The organism is Lutibaculum baratangense AMV1, assembly GCF_000496075.1.
In the GTDB taxonomy this organism is placed as follows: Bacteria; Pseudomonadota; Alphaproteobacteria; order Rhizobiales; family Tepidamorphaceae; genus Lutibaculum; species Lutibaculum baratangense.
In genome coordinates, this window is sequence record NZ_AWXZ01000039.1 from 157,941 (window position 1) to 176,556 (window position 18,616).

Genomic DNA, 18,616 nt, shown 5'->3' on the forward strand with positions numbered 1-18,616 from the left:
CTCAGTCGCCGATGTCTTCGTCGCCGACGAAGGCGATGCGCAGCATGTTCGTGGCGCCGGGCGTGCCGAAGGGGACGCCCGCCATGATGATGACCCGGTCACCGATCCGGGCGACCTTCTCCTGGAACAGGATGCGGCAGGCGCGACGCACCATGTCGCTCTCGTCCCTGGCATCGTCCGTCAGAACGCAGTGAACGCCCCAGACCACGGCGAGCCGACGGGCGGTCGAGACGTTCGGCGTGAGCGCGACGATGGCCCGCAGCGGGCGTTCCCGGGCGCTGCGGAGCGCGGTCGCGCCAGAGGAGGTCCAGCAGACGACCGCGGCCAGGTTGAGCGTCTCCGCGGCCGAGCGTGCGGCGGCCGAGATCGCGTCGGCACCGGTCGCTTCGGGCGTCGCGCGCTGGGCGTGGATGATGCCACGGTAGTTGGCGTCGCTTTCGACGTGGCGGGCGATCGAGTCCATCATCGTCACGGCCTCGACGGGAAACTCGCCCACTGCGGACTCCGCCGACAGCATCACTGCGTCGGCGCCCTCGAACACGGCGGTCGCGACGTCGGACACCTCGGCGCGCGTCGGGACGGGCGCCGAGATCATCGATTCGAGCATCTGCGTCGCCACGACCACCGGCTTGCCGGCATAGCGGCAGGCGCGCGTAAGCCGCTTCTGCAGTCCGGGGACCCTCTCCAGCGGCAGCTCGACGCCGAGATCGCCGCGGGCGACCATCAGGCTGTCCGAAAGCTCTAGGATCTCGTCCAGCCGCTCGATCGCCGCCGGCTTCTCCATCTTCACCATGATGGAGGCGCGTCCGCGCGTGATCTTGCGCGCCTCGGCGACGTCCTCGGGGCGCTGGACGAAGGAAAGGGCGATCCAGTCGACGCCGATGTTGAGCGCCGCCTCGAGGTCGTTGCGGTCCTTCTCCGTCAGGGCCGGGATCGGGAGGACCGTGTCGGGCAGGTTGATGCCCTTCCGGTCGGAGATCCGGCCGCCGACGCGCACGATGCCCTCGACGTGATCGGGACCCGTCTCCGTCACCTCGATGCGCACGCGCCCGTCGTTGAGGAGCACCATGTGCCCCACCTCGAGCGCGTCGAAGATCGCACGCATCGGCACGCCGACACGGCTGTTGTCGCCGGGCTCCTCCGACTGGTCGAGCCTGAAGGTCTGCCCGACCTCGAGCACCGTCTCTCCGCTCGCGAAGGTGCCGAGCCGGAGCTTCGGCCCCTGCAGGTCGGCGAGGATGCCGATCGGCCGGTTCTTCGCATGCTCGACCGCACGGATGCGGCCGTGGAGCTCGCGCAGGAACTCGTGCGAGGTGTGGCTCATGTTGATGCGGAAGACGTCCACGCCCGCATCGAACAGGCGCTCGAGCATCTCCCGGCTCTGCGACGCCGGACCGAGCGTCGCGACGATCTTCGTGCGGCGAGCCCTCATCGGGCGGCGCTGGCTTCGATGGCGGGGTCGGTCAGCTGGACCGTCCAGCTCGACTGCTCGAGAGTGTCGATCTCGAAGAAACCGGTCTGGAAATAGCCCCGGTCCTCGCAGCGGTCGATACCTCTGATCGTGAACATCTGGTCCTGGGTGCACATGAACGCAGCGCCGCTCCATTCGCCGCCTTGGTCGTAATCGATCGCGTAGAGGTAGTAGTACCGGGCGGCGAGGCTGCCCTGAAGGAGCGTTTCGCAGGCATTCGCCTCGACGTTCCACCACCCCTCGGTCGCCCAGCCCTTGGCGTCCTTGTAGCCGATCGCGATGCCGACCCGGCTCGGTGTGGTGTTGCAGATCCTGAAGTCCGCCTCCGCCTTCGTCGGGCCGAGGTAGGCGAGGGAGAAGACGAAAGCCGGCACGGCCAAGGCCGCGAGGCGCCCGCAGCATTGTGATCGAACGTTGTTCTCAGTCATGATCCCGCGTCGGTCTGCTGGCCCCCGGGCGCAAGTTGATCGCCGTTGCCGCCCGTGTCAACGAGCACGGCACGGAAGTCATTCACGTTGGTGCGGGTGGGGCCGCAGGTCAGGAGATCGCCGAGGCCCTCGAAGAACGTGGTGGAATCGTTGCGCGCCAAGTGGTCGGCGGCGTCGAGCCCAGCCTCTCGGGCCCTTTCCAGCGTGTCGGGGAAGACGAAGGCGCCGGCCGGATCGTCGTCGGCGCCGCTGCCGCCGTCGGCGCCGTCCGTGTCCGCCGCGAGGGCGGAGACGCCCGGCTGGCCGTCGAGCGCGATGGCGAGGCCGAGCGCGAATTCCTGATTCGGTCCGCCCCGGCCGCCGCCGGCGATCGTCACGGTCAGCTCTCCCCCCGACAGCAGTACCGTCGGCTTCGCGCCTTCCCGGACGAGATTGATCGCCTGCCGCGCGTGGTCGCGGCCGACGTCGCGGGCCTCGCCCTCGAGGTCGGCGCCGAGGCTCGTCGTCTCCCACCCGCGCTCGCGCGCAAGCCGGGCTGCCGCCTCGAGCGCCAGATTGGGTGCCGCGACCAGCCGGTACTCCGCCTTGGCGAGGCGAGGATCGCCCGGTCCCGGCCGGTCCTGCGCCGACTCGAGCGCGGCTGCGATCGCCGGCTGCGGCTCGATCGCGTAACGGTTGAGGATGCGTAGCGCTTCCGCCGGATCGCCCGGGTCCGCCACGGTGGGGCCGGAGGCGATGGCCAGCGGGTCGTCGTGCGGGACGTCGGAGATCGCGAGCGTGAGCACGCGGGCGGGATGCGCGGCGGCTGCCAGACGGCCGCCCTTGATGCGCGACAGGCTGCGGCGAACCGTGTTGATCTCGGAGATCGTGGCTCCACTGCGCAGGAGGAGCCGCGTCAGCTCCTGCTTGTCGGACAGCGACACGCCGATCGGGGGAGCGATCCAGAGCGCCGAGCCGCCGCCCGAGAGGAGAACGAGGACGAGGTCGTCCTCGCCCGCGCTCGCCGCGAGCTCGAGCGCGGCCACGGCCGCCGCCACGCCGTTGCGGTCGGGCACGGGGTGGGCTGCCTCGACCATCGTCACGACGCGGGTGGGGCCGGCATAGCCGTAGCGGGTCACGCCGACCCCCTCGATGCGCTCGGGGGCGAGACCGAGGACGTCGAGATAGTGCCGCTCGGCCGCCTCCACCATCGCGCCCGCCGCCTTGCCGGCCGCCAGGATGATCAGCCGCCCCTGCGGCGGCTCGGGAAGATGGGGCGGCAGGCAGACGTCGGGATGGGCGGCGGCAACGGCCGCGTCGTAGAGCTCACGAAGGAAGCCGCGGGATTTTTCGTTCATTGGGCGGTTCTTCTCCTTTCGCGCGTCCTTCCGCGCGGCCGCGCGATCCAGATGCCGGCGAAGATCGAGAGGCTCCCGCAGATCTGCAGGAGGGTGAGGTGCTCGCCGAGGACGAGCCAGCCGAGCGCCGCCGCGGCGACGCCTTCGACGAAGATGACGAGCGACGAGAACGCGGCGGGCAGGTGGCCCAGCGCGAAGGCGAGGAGGCCCTGGCCGCCGGCGTGGCTGACGAGCGCCAGGGCGAGAAGCGCCGCGGCGCCTTGCAGGGTCGCGGGAAAGAGCGTCGCCTCCGTCATGAGGGCGAGGATCAGGAGACCCGCCGCCGTGACGACGCTGGAGCCGAAGAGCAGCGCCCCGGTCGACACGCGCGCCCGCGCCGGCCGCACAGCCAGGATGTAGGCGCCGAAGAAGAGGGCCGTGACGAGGCCGAAGGCGTCGCCGAGCAGGTGGTCGGGGGCGAAGCGGTAGCTCGATCCCAGCAGGAAGGCCGCGCCGACGATGCCGAGCGCGAGCCCCGCCCAGATCTCGCGGCCCACCGTCTCGCGCAGCAGGAGCCACGCACCGAGCACCACCATCACCGGCGCGAGGGCGGCGAGGAAGGTGGCGTTGGCGACGGTCGTGTTCATGATGGCGAGGTGCCAGAAGGCGAGGTCGCCGACGAAGAAGAGGCCGGCGAGCGCCACGAGCGGCGGCATCGCGAGGAGCCGCCGCGGCAAGGCGCGGAGCCTCAGGCGCTCCTCCCACATCATCCAGGCCGCCAGGAAGGGCAGGGCGAGCGCGACGCGCCAGAAGGCGCTGGCGAAGGGCCCGACATCTGCCAGCCGGACGAAGACGGGCGAGGCGCCCATGGCCACGGCGCCGACGGCGACCGCCAGAAAGGCGGCGCCCGTCCGTCCCGTGCCGCCCTGCGGCGCGGTGGCCTCGGTTCCCGTCGCTTCGACCATGCATCCCCGCAAGCTGCCGGGGTGCATTGCCCGGCACGGCGCGATAGTCCTATAAGACGCGCATTCGTAGGGCAGCCCGGCTGCCCCGTCACGAAGAATTCAAGGCGAAATGGTCATCAGGCAAGACGCGTGTGGAGAAAGCGCCACGTCGGCGCGTGTGGAAGAGAGCGACTTCCAGCCCTTCGAGGTGATCGAGGGGCGAGCCGACACGCCGTATCTCCTGCTCTGCGATCACGCATCGAACAGCCTGCCGGCGGAGTACGGCACGCTCGGCCTGACGGAGAGCGAGCTCGAGCGGCATATCGGCTACGACATCGGCGCCGAGGCGGTGACACGGATGCTGGCCGGCCGACTGGGTTGCCCCGCGGTGATGAGTCGGTTCTCGCGGCTCCTGATCGATCCCAATCGGGGCGCCGACGACCCGACGCTGATCATGCGATTGTCGGACGGCGCCGTGGTGCCGGGGAATGCGAGGGTCGGCGAGGCGGAGCGGCAGCGCCGCATCGAGCGCTACTACGAGCCCTATCACCGGGCGGTCGACGGCGCGATCAACGCCGCGATCGCGGCGGGACGGCCGCCGGCGCTCGTGTCGATCCACAGCTTCACACCTCTCTGGCGAGGCGTGCGCCGGCCGTGGGAGATCGGCATCCTGTGGGACGGCGATCCGCGCCTGCCCGTGCCGATGATCGACATGCTGTCGCGCGACGCTGCCCTGACCGTCGGCGACAACGAGCCCTACAGCGGCAGGCTGAAGGGCGACACCATGTACCGGCACGGCACCTGCCGCGGGCTGGCGCACGCCCTGGTCGAGCTGCGCCAGGACCTGATCGCCGACGAGGCCGGCGCCGCGCACTGGGCTGGCCTTCTGGGGGATCTCCTTGACGCGCTGGCCGGCACGCCGCACCTCAACGAGATACACCTGTCGCAGGCCGCGTGACGCGAGGAGACTTCACCATGACGGACAAGATCGACGAAAAGACCCGGACGGAGCTCGAGGCTGCCGCCTTCAGGCGTCTCGTCGCGCATCTGCGCGAGCGCACGGACGTGCAGAACATCGACCTGATGAACCTCGGTGGCTTCTGCCGGAACTGCCTCTCGAACTGGTACCGCGAGGCGGCCGAGGAACGCGGCCTTTCCATGACGAAGGACGAGTCGCGGGAGGTCGTCTACGGCATGCCCTACGAGGAGTGGAAGGCGAAGCACCAGAGCGAGGCGACGCCCGAGCAGCAGGAACAGTTCAAGACCTCGCATCGCCACTGAGGCAAGGCTTCATCCACGCATCCGCGGCGTCGGGCACGGTCATGCGCCGCCCATCCCGCGACGCGCGCTTTTCGCCCCAAACCCAGAGACCCGCCGCCGAGAGGGCGGCCGCATGACAACTATCGAGAGGACCAGATGGTCGAAGACCTCACGGACAGCGGTGTCGCCGCAGAAGAACTGAAGCAGCTCATCGAGCGCATCGAGCGCCTCGAGGAGGAGAAGAAGGGCATCGCGGACGACATCAAGGAGGTCTACGCCGAGGCCAAGGGGCGCGGCTTCGACACGAAGGCGATGCGGACGCTCGTTCGCCTGCGGGCGAAGCCGCCGCAGGAGCGGGAGGAGGAAGAGGCGATCCTCGAGCTCTACAAGCAGGCGCTCGGCCTCGGCTGACGCCCGCGGCCCGGTCGGGCGGCCCTATCTTCATCCGACGCACAAAGAGAAGGCCGGGCGCGACCCTCGCGCCCGGCCTTCTCGTTCCTCCAGGGAGAGGGAAGCTCGCTACCGCCTGCCGGCCAGCGCGATCGTCTTGACCGCAAGGTGGTTGATCGGCGCGCCCTTGAAGCCGTTCGCGTAGTCGAGCGGGCCGCGCGGCACGAAGCGGTTGTCGACGAAATGGCTCGCCCTCTCGAACAGCGGCTCGAGGTCGCGCTGGTCCGGATGGCGAAGGCCGAGCCCGTTGCCGGTGCGCCAGACCGTCGCGCTGGTCGCCACCGCGTCGATCGCCTTCACGCTGAGGTCCATCGGCACGAGCTTGACGCTCGTCGTCAGCGTGCCGTTCGTGAACGTGCGGTCGAAGGGCAGGTCGCGCCTGGCGTCGGCACCGGCCGGCGCGAGCGCCGTCACGATGTTCGGCTCGATCCGGGCGGGCTGTCGGGGCGTCGCCGCGGAGGTGATGAGAGGACGCTCGGGCGGCATGATGGCCGCAACGAGGACGGAGTCGACCTTGGGAGGCTCCGGCGGCATCGGCACGTCGAGCTTCGCCGCGACCGCCGCGGGCTCGGGCTGCTCGGCCGCCTCGAGAGCGGGCTCCATGGCCGGCCGTGCGACCGGCATCGGAACGTTGGCGGCGAGAACGACGGGCGCCGAAGCGGCCTCTGCGGGTTCGGCCGCCGCGGCCGCCGGGGCAGGGCGCTCCGGCCGGGCGGGCGGAAGCGGTGCATTGGCCGCGGCCACCTGCATCGCAGCCGGCTCCTGTCGGGGTGCCGCTGCGGGTGCCGCCGGCGCGGCGGCGACCTGAGTCCGCTGCGGCGCGGGCCGCGCGGCGGGCGCCCGGCCCGTCGCCTGCTCCTCGTCGTCCTCCTCGCCGGCGTTGCCGAAGAGCGAGGCGAAGAAGTTGCGGCCGCCGGACGCGCGGACCGGCGCAGCCGGATCGTCGCTCGACCTGCGCCCGCCGCCGAGCGCCGCGAAGAGGCCGCGCGACTGGGTTTGACCGCTGGACGTGCCGCCGCCGCTCTTGCGGCGCTCGGCCTCGGCGAGCGCCACCTGGTAGCCGTCCATCGGGCGCCCGTCGCTCGGGATGTGCAGGGTCTTCCCGTCCGGGAACACCTTCGCGAGCTGCTGGCGCGACATGCGCGGCCAGTGGCGCACGCTGCCGGTGTCGAGATGGATGAAAGGCGAACCCGAGGTGGGGTAGAAGCCGACGCCGCCCACCTGCTCGCGGAGACCCGCCGCCCGAAGCTGCGTCAGGTTCACGCCGGGGAGGAAGAAGTCGAGGGCCCGGCCCCGCATGTGCTGGCTCTGCTGCGCGACGCCGCTCGACCGGGAGCGCAGCGCCGCGTTGGTCACCGGCGAGCGGTAGCCGGACAGCACGTGCACGGGGGCGTTCGTGCCGAGCTTCCGGCGGACGTCCCAGATGAGGTCCATCAGCGCGGGGTCCATGTTGGTGGCTTCGTTGCGCCGCCAGTCGCGGAGAATGTAGTTGATCTTCTTGAGGGCCGCCTGATCGTACCTGCCGTTACGCTTGTACGTCACGGTCAGCGTCTCACCCGTGTGCATCTGCTTGAAGGTGAGCGTGCGGTCTTCCGCTGCGGCTGGGGTGCTGAAGGCTCCTGACAAGACAAGCAGGAGCGCCAGTCCGCTCAGCGCGGTCGCGAGGCGCATCGGCAAGTTCGCTTCCCCCGATTGGCAGGCCTGTCGGCCGGCCCTGTCCGACGGTGTGTCACCAAGGGCACTGTTAGCGCAGCACCCTCATCTCGGACGGATCCTTTACCCGTATTGGTTAAGGCAACGTTGCCACAAGGTTACAATTTCGCGGCGAAACTTTGACCCGACTCGGGGGGGCAGCACAAGTCTCGTCAGCCTGTGGCGCCGAGAAGACGCTTCATCTCCCGGTCGTAGCCGTAGATGTCGCTCCAGCGTTTCATCGTGCCTTCGGGCCCTGCCCAGACCGTGAAGTAGCTCAGATGCACGGGGATGTGGCGCTCGAGCGAGCGGGCCTGGTTGCGGCCGCCGATCATGCCCCGGACCGTGTCGCCGCTGAGCTTGGGCTCCTCGGACAGGAGAGCGTCGGCGAATGCGAGGGGGTCGTCCACCCTCACGCAGCCGTGGCTCAGGGCGCGGTCGGAGCGCGAGAACAGGTTCCGGTTCGGCGTGTCGTGCAGGTAGACGGCGTGCTTGTTCGGGAACATGAACTTCACGTTGCCCAGCGCGTTCGCCTCGCCCGGAACCTGCCGGAAGCGGAACGGCATGTTGCCGGGGCTCACGCGCGACCAGTCGACGCGGACGGGATCGATGAGCTGCGACTTGCCGTCGCCCGTGTAGAGCACCTGGATGCCGCGGCGGTCGAAGAAGTAGGGGTCGCGACGGATCTCGGGCAGCATTTCCTTGACCGCGATCGAGGACGGAACGTTCCAGTACGGGTTGACGTCGACATACTCGATCTCGTCGCTGAAGAGCGGCGTGCGGTTCGTCTGTGTCCCGACGATGACCCGCGTCTCGAAGGTCTCCCTGCCGTCCTGCAGGATGCGGAGCTTGAACTCGGGGATGTTGACGAAGACGTGGTGCCGGCCGAGATCGCGCGGCAGCCAGCGCCAGCGCTCCATGTTGGCGACGATGTCGGCGCTCGTGAGCGAGGTCGACGCATTCAGCATCTCGCGGGTCCGCGGGCCGACGATGCCGTCGACCGTCATGCCATGTTCCTTCTGGAAGGCGCGCACGGCGGCAGCGAGCTCGGGCTCGTAGACTCGATCGTCCGTCCCGGCACGGGCCGCGACGCCGAGGCGCTCGCGAAGGGCGGGCACGGCTTCGTCCCGCATGCCGAGGCGCAGGCTGGGGCCGTCGGGGATCGGGCGCGACGGCTCGACGGACCCCGTGTACTGGCGCAGCTCGCGCAGCCGCTCCCGGAGGGCGGCGAACTGCGGATGCTGCGGGTTCTGCGCGTCGAGGAGCGACACGATGTCGTCGCTCGACGCGAGCTCCCGGAGAAAGATCCCGGCATCGAAGGGGTCGGGCGTCGCCGACACGAAGTCGCCGAGGGTGGACGGCACGAGCCGCCCCTGCCGCGCCTCTCTGGCGAAGCGCACCGCGAGCAGCGTGAGCTCGACCTCGCTCGCGGCGAGGTCGAGCGCCGCGGCCGTGGAAAGGGGCAGCCTCGCCTCGTAGGCCAGCGGGTCGAGCCCGTCGTCGCCCGCCTCCGCCAGACGCCGCGCGAGCTCCCGCGCGCCGCGCTTGAAGCCGTGATCGCCGATCCAGACCGGGGCGAAGTCGCGCGCCTCGTAGAAGGCCTGCACCGCCTTGGCATCGGCGAGGAGCCGGCCGCTGCGCTTGGCCGCCGTGTCGGCCAGCGCCGTCTCGATCAGCGACGAAACGGGCTGGCCTGCCGGGGCCGCCGCGACGCCGGTGGCGCCGCCCGTGGTCTGGCCGGGATGGGCGAGCGGCTGCGCGTTCGCACCGGTCGTGGCGATGGCACCGATGGCGAGAAGCGTCAGGGCGAGGCGTGTCTTCGTCATGAGGTCCTGCTGGTCCGGCGCACGAATCGCCCGAAATGGTACCGACCCGCGCGCGTCGACTGGAAACAAATGCCCGCGATCTACTCCGCCGCGTCGAGGCCGAGCTCCCGCACGCGACGATAGAGGGTCGATCGACCTATGCCGAGCCGCCGCGCGACCTCGCTCATCCGGCCTCGATAATGCTCGAGCGCGAAGCGGATGATGTCGGCCTCCACGTCCGAAAGCGGCCGCATCTCGCCGTCCTCGTCGAGGAGCCCCACCCGCGGGCCCGCGAGGTCCTGCGGCTGCGCCGGCGACTGGTGGGCGCCCCAGCCCCGCCGCCCCGCCACCGCCATGCGCTGTGCGGTCTCGCGCAGTTGCGCGGTCGCGATATCGTCCGGCTCCAGATCCGGCACCTGCGCGGCGATCTGGGGGAAGGCCTCGATCCCGACCTCCGGTCCGTCGGCCAGCACGACGGCGCGGAACACGGCATTCTCGAGCTGTCGCACGTTTCCGGGCCAGCGGTGGCGCATCAGGAGCTCGATCGCTCGCGGGCTGACCCCGTCTATCCGCTTGCCTTCTTCCGCCGCGAAACGGGTGGCGAAGTGCTGGACGAGGCTCGGTATGTCCTCCGGCCGCTCGCGCAAGGGAGGGATCATGATCGGGAATACGTTCAGCCGGTAATACAGGTCCTCGCGGAAGGCACCCTGCTGGACGATCTCGATCATCGAGCGGTTGGTGGCGGAGATGAGGCGGAAGTCGGTCTTGACCGGCTTGCGTGCGCCGACGGGGTCTACCTCGCCCTCCTGCAGCGCCCGCAGGAGCTTCACCTGGGCATCCGGCGGCAGTTCGCTCACCTCGTCCAGGAACAGAGTTCCGCCGTCGGCCTCGACGAACTTGCCGATCCTGCGCTCGGTCGCGCCGGTGAAGGCGCCTCTCTCGTGCCCGAACAGGGTGCTCTCGACGAGGTTCTCCGGGATGGCTCCGCAATTGACGGCGACGAACGGCTTGCCGGCGCGGTTGCTGGACCCCTGGATCGCACGCGCGATGACCTCCTTGCCGACCCCGCTCTCTCCCTCGAGGATGATCGGGATGTTCGAGGCGGCCGCGCGTTCGCCGAGCTCGATGACCCGCCGCATGGTGGGGCTTCTCGTGATCAGGTCGCGGAAGGTGAGGCGCCCCTCCGCCTTGCGCTGGATGCGGACGATCTCCCCCTGCAGCGCGTTGACCTTGAGCGCGTTCCTGATCGAGACCTCGAGCCGCTCGGGGCTGATCGGCTTCACCACGAAGTCGGCGGCGCCGGCGCGCATGGCCGAGACCACCGTGTCGATGCCGCCATGGGCGGTCTGCACGATCACGGGCGGTCGAGAGTCGAAGGCCTGCAGCCTTTCCAGAACCTCGAGGCCGCCGAGACCGGGCATGACGAGGTCGAGTATCAGGAGGTCGACGTCGCCCGCGTCGTGCGACAGCATGGAGAGCGCCTGCTCGCCATCCTCCGCCACGGACGAGCGGAATCCGAGCCGTCGCACCGCGCTGTCGAGAATCCGCCGCTGAACGGGGTCGTCGTCGACAATGAGGATGCGTTCGGCCATCAATCTCCCCGATGAATTCGCGTGAAGGCGATTGTCGGCGAGCAGCGCCGGCCCCACATCCTTCCGGTCGATCGGTAAAGGTCTTCTTAAGCAATTCCGCCACGACCGGACCCGGGACCTCTGCCGGGGCGACTTTCTCGCCGATCACCCGCCGAGCTGCTAGAAGCGAAGCGACGGTCCGAACAGGAATGATGTTGAGATCCATGAGCGAAGCCACCGCCGCCATCCAGCCCCGCCGAACCGCCCCCGACCTCGGGGCGCTGCCGGAGTGGAACCTCGACGACCTCTATCCGGCGATGGATTCAGACGAGGTGAAGCGCGATCTCGCGCGGTCGCTCGACGAATCGGTCGCGTTCGAGGAGCGGTGGAAGGGCAGGCTCGACGGCCTTCTCGACACCGAGACCGGCGCCGCCGAACTCGCCGGCGCCATCCGCGAGTTCGAGGCCCTGCAGGACCTTCTGGGGCGCCTCATCTCCTATGCTGGGCTGCAGCACGCCCTGCAGGTGAGCGATCCCGCGCGGGCCAAGTTCTACGGCGACGTGCAGGAGAAGCTGACGAACGCCGGGCTCCATCTCCTGTTCTTCCCGCTCGAGCTGAACCGCATCTCCGACGAGCGCATCGAGGCGGCGATGGCGGACCCCGAGCTCGCCCACTACCGGCCGTGGATCGAGGACGAGCGCAAGGAGAGGCCCTACCAGCTCGAGGACAGGCTGGAGCAGCTCTTCCACGAGAAGTCCGTGACCGGCCGTGGCGCCTGGAACAGGCTCTTCGACGAGACGATGGCGGGCCTGCGGTTCGACGTCGACGGCGAGGAACTGCCGCTCGAGCCGACCCTCAACCTGCTGCAGGATCCCGAGGAGGCGACGCGCCGCAAGGCGGCGGAGGCGATGGTGCGGACCTTCCGCGAGCACCTGCCGACCTTCGCGCTGATCACGAACACGCTCGCCAAGGACAAGGAGATCTCCGACCGCTGGCGCGGCTTCAAGGACGTGGCGGATTCGCGCCATCTCGCGAACCGCGTCGAGCGCGAGGTCGTCGATGCCCTCGTGACGAGCGTGCGCGAGGCCTATCCGCGCCTCTCACACCGCTACTATGCCCTGAAGGCGAGGTGGTTCGGCAAGGACAGGCTCGAGTTCTGGGACCGCAACGCACCCCTGCCGAAGGCCCCGCAGAAGACCTATCGCTGGGAGGAGGCGCGCGACACCGTGCTCTCGGCATATGCGGGATTCGATCCGCAGATGGCCGACATCGCGAAGCCCTTCTTCGAGAAGGGCTGGATCGACGCGCCCACCAAGCCCGGCAAGTCCCCCGGCGCCTTCGCCCACCCCACCGTGCCGAGCGCGCACCCTTACGTGCTCCTGAACTACCAGGGGCGCCCGCGGGACGTGATGACGCTCGCCCACGAGCTCGGCCACGGCGTTCACCAGGTGCTCGCTGCCCCGCAGGGCCCGCTGATGGCGCCGACGCCGCTGACGCTCGCGGAGACCGCCAGCGTCTTCGGCGAGATGCTGACCTTCCGCGCGATCCTGTCGCGGGCCGAGCCGGCCGAGCGCAAGGCGCTCATCGCCGCGAAGGTCGAGGACATGCTGAACACCGTGGTGCGGCAGATCGCCTTCTACGTGTTCGAGCGGAAGCTGCATGAGGCGCGCCGCCAGGAGGAGGTCCCCGCCGAGGAGATCAACCGCATGTGGATGGAGGTCCAGGCGGAAAGCCTCGGCCCCGCGATCAATCTCGGCGACGGCTACGAGACCTTCTGGGCCTACGTGCCGCATTTCATCCACTCGCCGTTCTACGTCTACGCCTACGCGTTCGGCGACTGCCTCGTGAACTCGCTCTACGCGATCTACCAGGAGAGCGAGGACGGCTTCGCGCAGCGCTACTTCGAGATGCTGAAGGCCGGCGGCTCGAAGCACCATTCGGAGCTGCTCGCGCCGTTCGGCCTCGATGCGGCGGAACCGGCCTTCTGGTCGAAGGGCCTGACGGTGATCGAGGGCCTGATCGACGAGTTGGAGGCGCTCGAGGAATAGCGGCCTTGCGCTTCACCGGCGGATTCCGGCTCAATGGGGCATCCCATGTCCGCCCCGACGGAGTCCGCAGTTGGCTGAAGCGCTTGCCTATACCCCCTATGACGGTTCCCGCCGGCCCTTCTCGATCGGCCTGAAGCCGCTCGATCTGGGCCGGTGGATCGAGCCGGACGGGCATCTCGTGCGGCATCTGCGCGAGAAGGAGCGTCTGCTGGCCGAGCGCCCGGAAGTCGTCTTCGCGGCGGAAGACGGGACCGAGGCGGCGCAGGCCGAGACTCTCGATCTCCTCGCGGGGCATCTCGAGACGTGCTTTCCGGACCTCTACGGGCGTGACGGGAAATCCCTCACGGTTCCATCGGCCGGCGTCAGGGTCGCGCTCGGCGACGACGACGAGCCGGCGCTGATGCGAGCGGCACGTCTGGTGCAGGAGGATCTCGTTCTGATGCGGGCGGGGGATGGGGGCTACCGGCTCGCCGCCGCGGCGCTCTGCTTTCCCTCCGCCTGGTCGCTCCGCGAGAAGTTCGGCCAGACCCTCGACGGCGTCCACGAGCACGTGCCGGGCTACAAGGAGCGGCTCGGCGTCCGCATGAACAGGATCTTCGAGACCTTGAAGGTCGACATGCCGACATGGCGGATCAACTGGTCGCTCTATGCCGACGACCAGTTGCACCACCCGGAGTCCAAGTCGCGGCCGCGCGACTGGTTCTCCGCCGGCGACGGATCGGACGCCTTCGTGCGGGTGGAGCGGCAGACGCTGCGCCGCCTTCCGCGCTCCGGGGATATCCTGTTCACGATCAAGATCTACGTCGACCCGGTTGCCGCCTTCCGCTCCCACCCGGACGGCGCGGCGCTCGCGGAAGGGCTGCGGCGCGACATACTGGCGCTCGACGAGGGAGAGCTTCGCTACAAGGCCCTGATCCAGGATCGCGACCGGATCGCCGGGATGCTCGAGCGGCTGGCCCACGAGCTGCGTCAGGCCGGCCCGGTGCAAGAGGCCGTCTCGAACCCTATCTAGAGGCGGTCACACATCTCACCCGGTGCCGCCCTTCATGTCCGAACGAGACGACGAACGTAACCGCTTCTCGGCCCGTGCCCTGCGCTACGCCCGCGTCGGCACGAATGTCGGAGGGAATGTCGCCCGCCTCGGGGCGTCGCGCCTCATGGGCGTCAAGGGCAACGACGCCCAGAACGCGGCCGCCCTCGCGGCGGCCCTCGGCGGCCTCAAGGGGCCGGCGATGAAGGTCGTCCAGCTGCTCGCGAATATCCCGGACGTGCTGCCGCCGGAATACTCGGCCGAGTTCGCGAAGCTGCAGGCCTCCGCGCCGCCCATGGGCTATCCGTTCGTGAAGCGCCGCATGGTGAGCGAGCTCGGCTCGGACTGGCGCCAGCGCTTCGCGGAGTTCAGCCGGGACTCGGCCGCCTCCGCCTCCCTCGGGCAGGTCCACAAGGCGCGCGACCACGAGGGCCGGGCGCTTGCCGCGAAGCTTCAGTATCCCGACATGGCCTCGGCGGTGGAGGCGGACCTGCGCCAGCTCGGCATGCTGTTGCAGGTCCAGCGGCGGATCAGCCCGGAGATCGACGCCCGCGAGGCGGTGGTCGAGCTCGGCGAGCGCCTGCGCGAGGAGCTCGACTACAAGCGGGAGGCGTCCCACATCCGCCTCTACGCGGAGATCCTGAAGGACCACGACCAGATCCGCGTGCCGGGTGTTCACGAGCAGCTCTCGACGAAGCGCCTTCTTGTCATGGACTGGCTCGAGGGGAGGCCGCTCTCTGGCTACGAGGGCGCGGACCAGGAAACCCGCAACTTCCTCTCGGAATGCCTCTTCCGGGCCTGGTGGTATCCCTTCGCCCACTACGCGGTGATCCATGGCGACCCGCATATGGGGAACTACACCGTCTTCGAGGAGGCGGGCGCGGTCCGGGGCATCAACCTGCTCGACTACGGCTGCATCCGCATCTTCCCGCCGAGCTTCATCCAGGGCGTCATCGACCTCTACGAGGGCCTGAAGACGGACGACCGCGAGCGCATCGTCCATGCCTACCGCACCTGGGGCTTCAAGAGCCTCGACAACGAGCTCGTCGACATCCTCAACATCTGGGCCCGCTTCATCTACGGGCCGATGCTCGAGGACCGGGTGCGCGTGCTCGCGAACGATGTCGGCGCGGCGGAGTATGGCCGGCGCGAGGCGTTCCGGGTGAAGCAGGAGCTGAAGCGGAAGGGGCCGGTGACGATCCCGCGGGAATTCGTCTTCATGGACCGGGCCGCGGTCGGGCTCGGCGGCGTCTTCCTGCGGATGAAGTGCGAGTTGAACTTCTACCGCCTCTTCAACGAGACGATAGAAGGCTTCGATCTCGCTGCCGTCGCGGATCGCCAGCGCGGGGCGCTCGAGCGTGCGCAGGTGCCGACGCCCGACTTCCTCAGGCCCATGTGAGGGAACCCCTCTTCGAGCCCTCGGGTTGAGTGGGCCAACCGGCGCGAGCCCGCGCCGAGCCCAGCGTCAACGGAGAGAGCCTATGACGGATAAGATCGACCATGTCTGGGAGATCATGGAGAAGGGACATGTCTGCATGCTCGTCACCCGCGACGGGGGTGAGCTGCGCGCCCGGCCGATGGGCGCGATGCCTCGCCGCGACGAGCACGTCGTCTGGTTCGTGACCGACATCCGCGCCCACAAGGACGAGGAGCTGCGGGCCGACCCCTCCGCCTGCATCACCTTCGAATCCGGTTCGACCTACCTCTCCGTCTCCGGCCATGCCGAAGTGATGCGCGACGAGGCGAAGATGAAGGAAATCTGGAGCGTCGCCGTGGACGCCTGGTTTCCGGACGGGCCCGAAGACCCCAATGCCGTGCTCCTGAAGTTCACCCCGCACGAGGCGGAATACTGGGAAGGGCCGGGCCGGATCGTGGCCGGGCTCAAGATGGCGATGGCGAGCATTCGGGACACCCCTCCCGATCTCGGCGAGAACAAGAAGGTCTCGATGTAGGTCGGCTCAGCCGTCGTAGGGCGAGGCGAGGAACTCCGGCAGCGCCTCCGCCCGTTCCGCCAGACGTGCGATCGCCGGATGGTCTGCGGCCGGCAGCGGGTCCGGCAGCATCCTCTGGTGGAACGTCCAGGCGATCGCGGTCGTGATATCCGCCTGCATCGGTTCGGCGCCGAAGAGCCAAGGCTGTGCCGGCGTCACCTCCGTCTCGAGCATCGCCAGCGCGTTGCGCACCTGCCCGCGGACGCGGTCGAGCCAAGGCTCGTGCCGCTTCTCCTCGGGCCTGAGCGTGCGCTCGTAGACGATCTGCACCGTCTTGTCGCAGGCGGCGAGGGCGAGGCCCAGGATGCGCTGCGACCGTGCATGCGAGGCGATGCCGTCCGGATGGAGGGCACGCCCTTCGGGGGCGAGACGCGCGATGTGCTCGAGGATGAGGGTGGAGTCCATGAGGACGATCCCCTCGTCCGTCACGAGCGTCGGCGCCTTCACCAGCGGATTGATCTCGCCGAACTCCTCGAAGTTGCGGAAGACCGACAGCGACTCGTGCTCGTAGGCGAGGCCGAGCGCGTTGAGTGTCACCGCCACGCGCCGCACGTAGGGCGAGTCGAGCATTCCTATCAGGCGCATCCCCGGATCGTCTCCTGATCGCTGCGTGCATGGGCGGCCGACGAGCGGGCCGTCACGCAGAGTAGCGTCTCGCGGCGCGTCCGGCGCAAGGGGGATTTCGACTGTCGAAATAGCCTCGGCGCCTCCGCCGGGCCGGCGTTGCCCTGTGCCGGCCGCCTGCTATAAGTCCGCATTCCATTACCAATCCTGGAGAGGGACGATGGCCGACGAGACCCGCAGCCACAACGACATGACCGACCACGTCAACACCTATGACACGTTCATCTGGCTGACGAAGTGGAGCACCATCATCGTCGTCGTCATCCTGATCCTGATGGCGTTCTTTCTGCTCTGAGCCTGTTGCCCTGTGGTATACCAGTGTGCCAATCTCTGGCGCATAACAACGATCTCGTGAACGACGTGACCCAAGGGGAGGGGTTGGCCTGGCATGAAGATAGCCGTGCCGACGGAACGGGCAGAAGGTGAGCCGCGCGTCGCGGCCAGTCCCGACACGGTGAAGAAGTTCCTCGGCCTCGGGGCCGAGGTGGTGGTGCAGAGCGGCGCGGGCACGCATTCGCGCTTCGTCGATGCCGCCTACGAGGAGGCCGGCGCGAAGATCGCCGACGGCGCGGAAGCCACTCTGAAGGACGCCGATCTCGTCCTCAAGGTGCGCCGGCCGGAGGGCGAGGAGCTCGGCCTCTTCAAGAACGGTGCCGCGGTGCTCGCCCTCATGGACCCTTACGGGCACGAGGAGGAGCTGAAGCGCGTCGGCGAGGCGGGCATCGTCGCCTTCGCGATGGAGCTGATGCCGCGCATCACCCGCGCACAGGTCATGGACGTCCTCTCGAGCCAGGCGAACCTCGCGGGCTATCGAGCGGTCATCGATGCCGCGGGCGCGTTCGACCGGGCCTTCCCGATGATGATGACGGCGGCCGGCACGGTTCCGGCGGCGCGGGTCTTCGTGATGGGCGCCGGCGTGGCGGGCCTTCAGGCGATCGCCACGGCCCGCCGTCTCGGCGCCGCCGTGTCGGCCACCGACGTGCGCCCGGCGGCGAAGGAGCAGGTGGAATCGCTCGGCGGCAAGTTCATCGCCGTCGAGGACGAGGAGTTCAAGGCCGCGGAGACGGCCGGCGGCTACGCGAAGGAGATGTCCAAGGAGTATCAGGCCAAGCAGGCCGAGCTCGTGGCGAGCCACATCGCCAAGCAGGACATCGTCATCACGACGGCGCTCATTCCCGGCCGTCCGGCGCCGCGGCTCATCTCGAAGGAGATGGTCGCCTCGATGAAGCCCGGCTCCGTGATCATCGACCTGGCGGTCGAGCGCGGCGGGAACGTCGAGGGCGCGAAGCCCGGCGAGACCGTCGAGGAAGGCGGCGTGAAGATCATCGGCCATCTCAACGTGCCGGGGCGCATCTCCGGCAGCGCTTCGAGCCTCTACGCGCGCAACCTCTTCGCCTTTGCCGAGACGCTGATCGACAAGGAGGCGAAGGCGCTGAAGATAAACTGGGAGGATGAACTGGTGAAGGCGACGGCCCTGACCCGGGACGGTGCGGTCATCCATCCGAATTTCGCACCGAAGGGAGGGGAATGATGGCAGGCACGTCCGACGCGCTCCTGAACCAGGCGGAGTACACCGCCGATCTCGCCCGTCAGGCGGCGGAAGCTGCCGAGGCGCATGCCGAGGCCATGGCCGCCGGCGTCAGCGGGGTCGCTCACGCCGCGGGCATGGAGATCGACCCGTTCGTCTTCCGCTTCGCGATCTTCGTCCTCGCCTGCTTCGTCGGCTACTACGTCGTCTGGAGCGTGACCCCGGCGCTGCACACGCCGCTGATGTCGGTCACGAACGCGATCTCGTCCGTCATCGTCGTCGGCGCCATCCTGGCGGTCGGCGTCGAAGCGGTCGATGCCGTCGCCGCGGACGGGACCGGCTGGGCCACCGCCTTCGGCTTCTTCGCGCTCGTGCTTGCGTCCGTGAACATATTCGGCGGCTTCCTCGTCACACAGCGCATGCTCGCCATGTACAAGAAGAAGACGAAGTAAGGGGCG

General features: G+C 69.1%; 18 protein-coding genes. 10 read left to right on the forward strand and 8 right to left on the reverse strand.

Annotation, left to right across the window (positions count from 1 at the left end; all coding sequences use genetic code 11):
* Window position 1 precedes the first annotated feature (1 nt).
* From pyk to N177_RS15325, 4 genes are read right to left on the reverse strand one after another with little or no spacing between them, the layout of a single operon-like run.
* Window positions 2-1,432 carry a pyruvate kinase gene (pyk, locus tag N177_RS15310; RefSeq protein WP_023433288.1) on the reverse strand — a complete coding sequence of 477 codons (1,431 nt, stop codon included), beginning with the start codon at window positions 1,430-1,432 and terminating at the stop codon, window positions 2-4.
* Window positions 1,429-1,899, reverse strand: a complete 471-nt coding sequence (locus tag N177_RS15315) for a DUF1036 domain-containing protein (RefSeq protein ID WP_051402419.1) — start codon at window positions 1,897-1,899, stop codon at window positions 1,429-1,431. Before N177_RS15315 ends, pyk begins: the two co-directional genes overlap by 4 nt.
* Window positions 1,896-3,236 carry a glycerate kinase type-2 family protein gene (locus N177_RS15320; protein WP_023433290.1) on the reverse strand — a complete coding sequence of 447 codons (1,341 nt, stop codon included), beginning with the start codon at window positions 3,234-3,236 and terminating at the stop codon, window positions 1,896-1,898. The genes N177_RS15315 and N177_RS15320 overlap by 4 nt, the downstream gene beginning before the upstream one ends.
* Window positions 3,233-4,180 carry a DMT family transporter gene (locus tag N177_RS15325; protein WP_023433291.1) on the reverse strand — a complete coding sequence of 316 codons (948 nt, stop codon included), beginning with the start codon at window positions 4,178-4,180 and terminating at the stop codon, window positions 3,233-3,235. The genes N177_RS15320 and N177_RS15325 overlap by 4 nt, the downstream gene beginning before the upstream one ends.
* 109 nt (window positions 4,181-4,289) lie before the next feature.
* Between N177_RS15325 and N177_RS15330 the strand changes: the two genes are divergently transcribed.
* From N177_RS15330 to N177_RS15340, 3 genes are all read left to right on the forward strand, one after another.
* Window positions 4,290-5,117, forward strand: a complete 828-nt coding sequence (locus N177_RS15330; RefSeq protein ID WP_023433292.1) for an N-formylglutamate amidohydrolase — start codon at window positions 4,290-4,292, stop codon at window positions 5,115-5,117.
* A 17-nt stretch (window positions 5,118-5,134) separates the two neighbouring features.
* Window positions 5,135-5,440, forward strand: coding sequence for a DUF1244 domain-containing protein (locus N177_RS15335; protein ID WP_023433293.1), 306 nt, complete (start codon window positions 5,135-5,137; stop codon window positions 5,438-5,440).
* 135 nt (window positions 5,441-5,575) lie between these two features.
* Window positions 5,576-5,830, forward strand: coding sequence for a DUF2312 domain-containing protein (locus N177_RS15340; RefSeq protein WP_023433294.1), 255 nt, complete (start codon window positions 5,576-5,578; stop codon window positions 5,828-5,830).
* A gap of 108 nt (window positions 5,831-5,938) precedes the next feature.
* On the opposite strand, the gene mepK is transcribed toward N177_RS15340, so the two are convergent.
* The 3 genes from mepK to N177_RS15355 all read right to left on the reverse strand — a co-directional run bounded on the left by mepK (window position 5,939) and on the right by N177_RS15355 (window position 10,958).
* Window positions 5,939-7,540, reverse strand: a complete 1,602-nt coding sequence (gene mepK / locus N177_RS15345; RefSeq protein WP_051402420.1) for a peptidoglycan L,D-endopeptidase MepK — start codon at window positions 7,538-7,540, stop codon at window positions 5,939-5,941.
* Between the two features lie 194 nt (window positions 7,541-7,734).
* Window positions 7,735-9,387 (reverse strand): L,D-transpeptidase family protein, encoded by a 1,653-nt coding sequence (locus N177_RS15350; RefSeq protein ID WP_023433296.1) that lies wholly within the window; start codon window positions 9,385-9,387, stop codon window positions 7,735-7,737.
* A gap of 80 nt (window positions 9,388-9,467) precedes the next feature.
* Window positions 9,468-10,958, reverse strand: a complete 1,491-nt coding sequence (locus N177_RS15355; RefSeq protein ID WP_023433297.1) for a sigma-54-dependent transcriptional regulator — start codon at window positions 10,956-10,958, stop codon at window positions 9,468-9,470.
* Between the two features lie 188 nt (window positions 10,959-11,146).
* Here N177_RS15355 and N177_RS15360 point away from each other — a divergent pair, with 188 nt between their 5' ends.
* The 4 genes from N177_RS15360 (at window position 11,147) to N177_RS15375 (ending at window position 15,967) form a co-directional block, all read left to right on the forward strand.
* Window positions 11,147-12,985 (forward strand): M3 family oligoendopeptidase, encoded by a 1,839-nt coding sequence (locus N177_RS15360; protein ID WP_425280800.1) that lies wholly within the window; start codon window positions 11,147-11,149, stop codon window positions 12,983-12,985.
* Between the two features lie 70 nt (window positions 12,986-13,055).
* Complete coding sequence (locus tag N177_RS15365; RefSeq protein WP_023433299.1) at window positions 13,056-13,997, forward strand: heme-dependent oxidative N-demethylase family protein; 942 nt, start codon at window positions 13,056-13,058, stop codon at window positions 13,995-13,997.
* Between the two features lie 34 nt (window positions 13,998-14,031).
* Complete coding sequence (locus tag N177_RS15370; protein ID WP_040486036.1) at window positions 14,032-15,414, forward strand: ABC1 kinase family protein; 1,383 nt, start codon at window positions 14,032-14,034, stop codon at window positions 15,412-15,414.
* A gap of 82 nt (window positions 15,415-15,496) precedes the next feature.
* Window positions 15,497-15,967, forward strand: coding sequence for a pyridoxamine 5'-phosphate oxidase family protein (locus tag N177_RS15375; protein WP_023433301.1), 471 nt, complete (start codon window positions 15,497-15,499; stop codon window positions 15,965-15,967).
* A 6-nt stretch (window positions 15,968-15,973) separates the two neighbouring features.
* Here the strand turns inward: N177_RS15375 and N177_RS15380 are convergent, their stop codons facing one another.
* Entirely contained in the window at window positions 15,974-16,591 is a 618-nt protein-coding gene (locus N177_RS15380) for a glutathione S-transferase family protein (RefSeq protein WP_023433302.1), read from the reverse strand.
* 199 nt (window positions 16,592-16,790) lie between these two features.
* On the opposite strand from N177_RS15380, the gene N177_RS21125 reads away from it, so the two are divergent.
* The 3 genes from N177_RS21125 (at window position 16,791) to N177_RS15390 (ending at window position 18,610) form a co-directional block, all read left to right on the forward strand.
* Window positions 16,791-16,925 carry an aa3-type cytochrome c oxidase subunit IV gene (locus N177_RS21125; protein ID WP_023433304.1) on the forward strand — a complete coding sequence of 45 codons (135 nt, stop codon included), beginning with the start codon at window positions 16,791-16,793 and terminating at the stop codon, window positions 16,923-16,925.
* Between the two features lie 93 nt (window positions 16,926-17,018).
* Window positions 17,019-18,161 (forward strand): Re/Si-specific NAD(P)(+) transhydrogenase subunit alpha, encoded by a 1,143-nt coding sequence (locus tag N177_RS15385; RefSeq protein ID WP_023433305.1) that lies wholly within the window; start codon window positions 17,019-17,021, stop codon window positions 18,159-18,161.
* Window positions 18,161-18,610 (forward strand): NAD(P) transhydrogenase subunit alpha part 2, encoded by a 450-nt coding sequence (locus N177_RS15390; protein ID WP_040485931.1) that lies wholly within the window; start codon window positions 18,161-18,163, stop codon window positions 18,608-18,610. Before N177_RS15385 ends, N177_RS15390 begins: the two co-directional genes overlap by 1 nt.
* Window positions 18,611-18,616 lie beyond the last annotated feature (6 nt).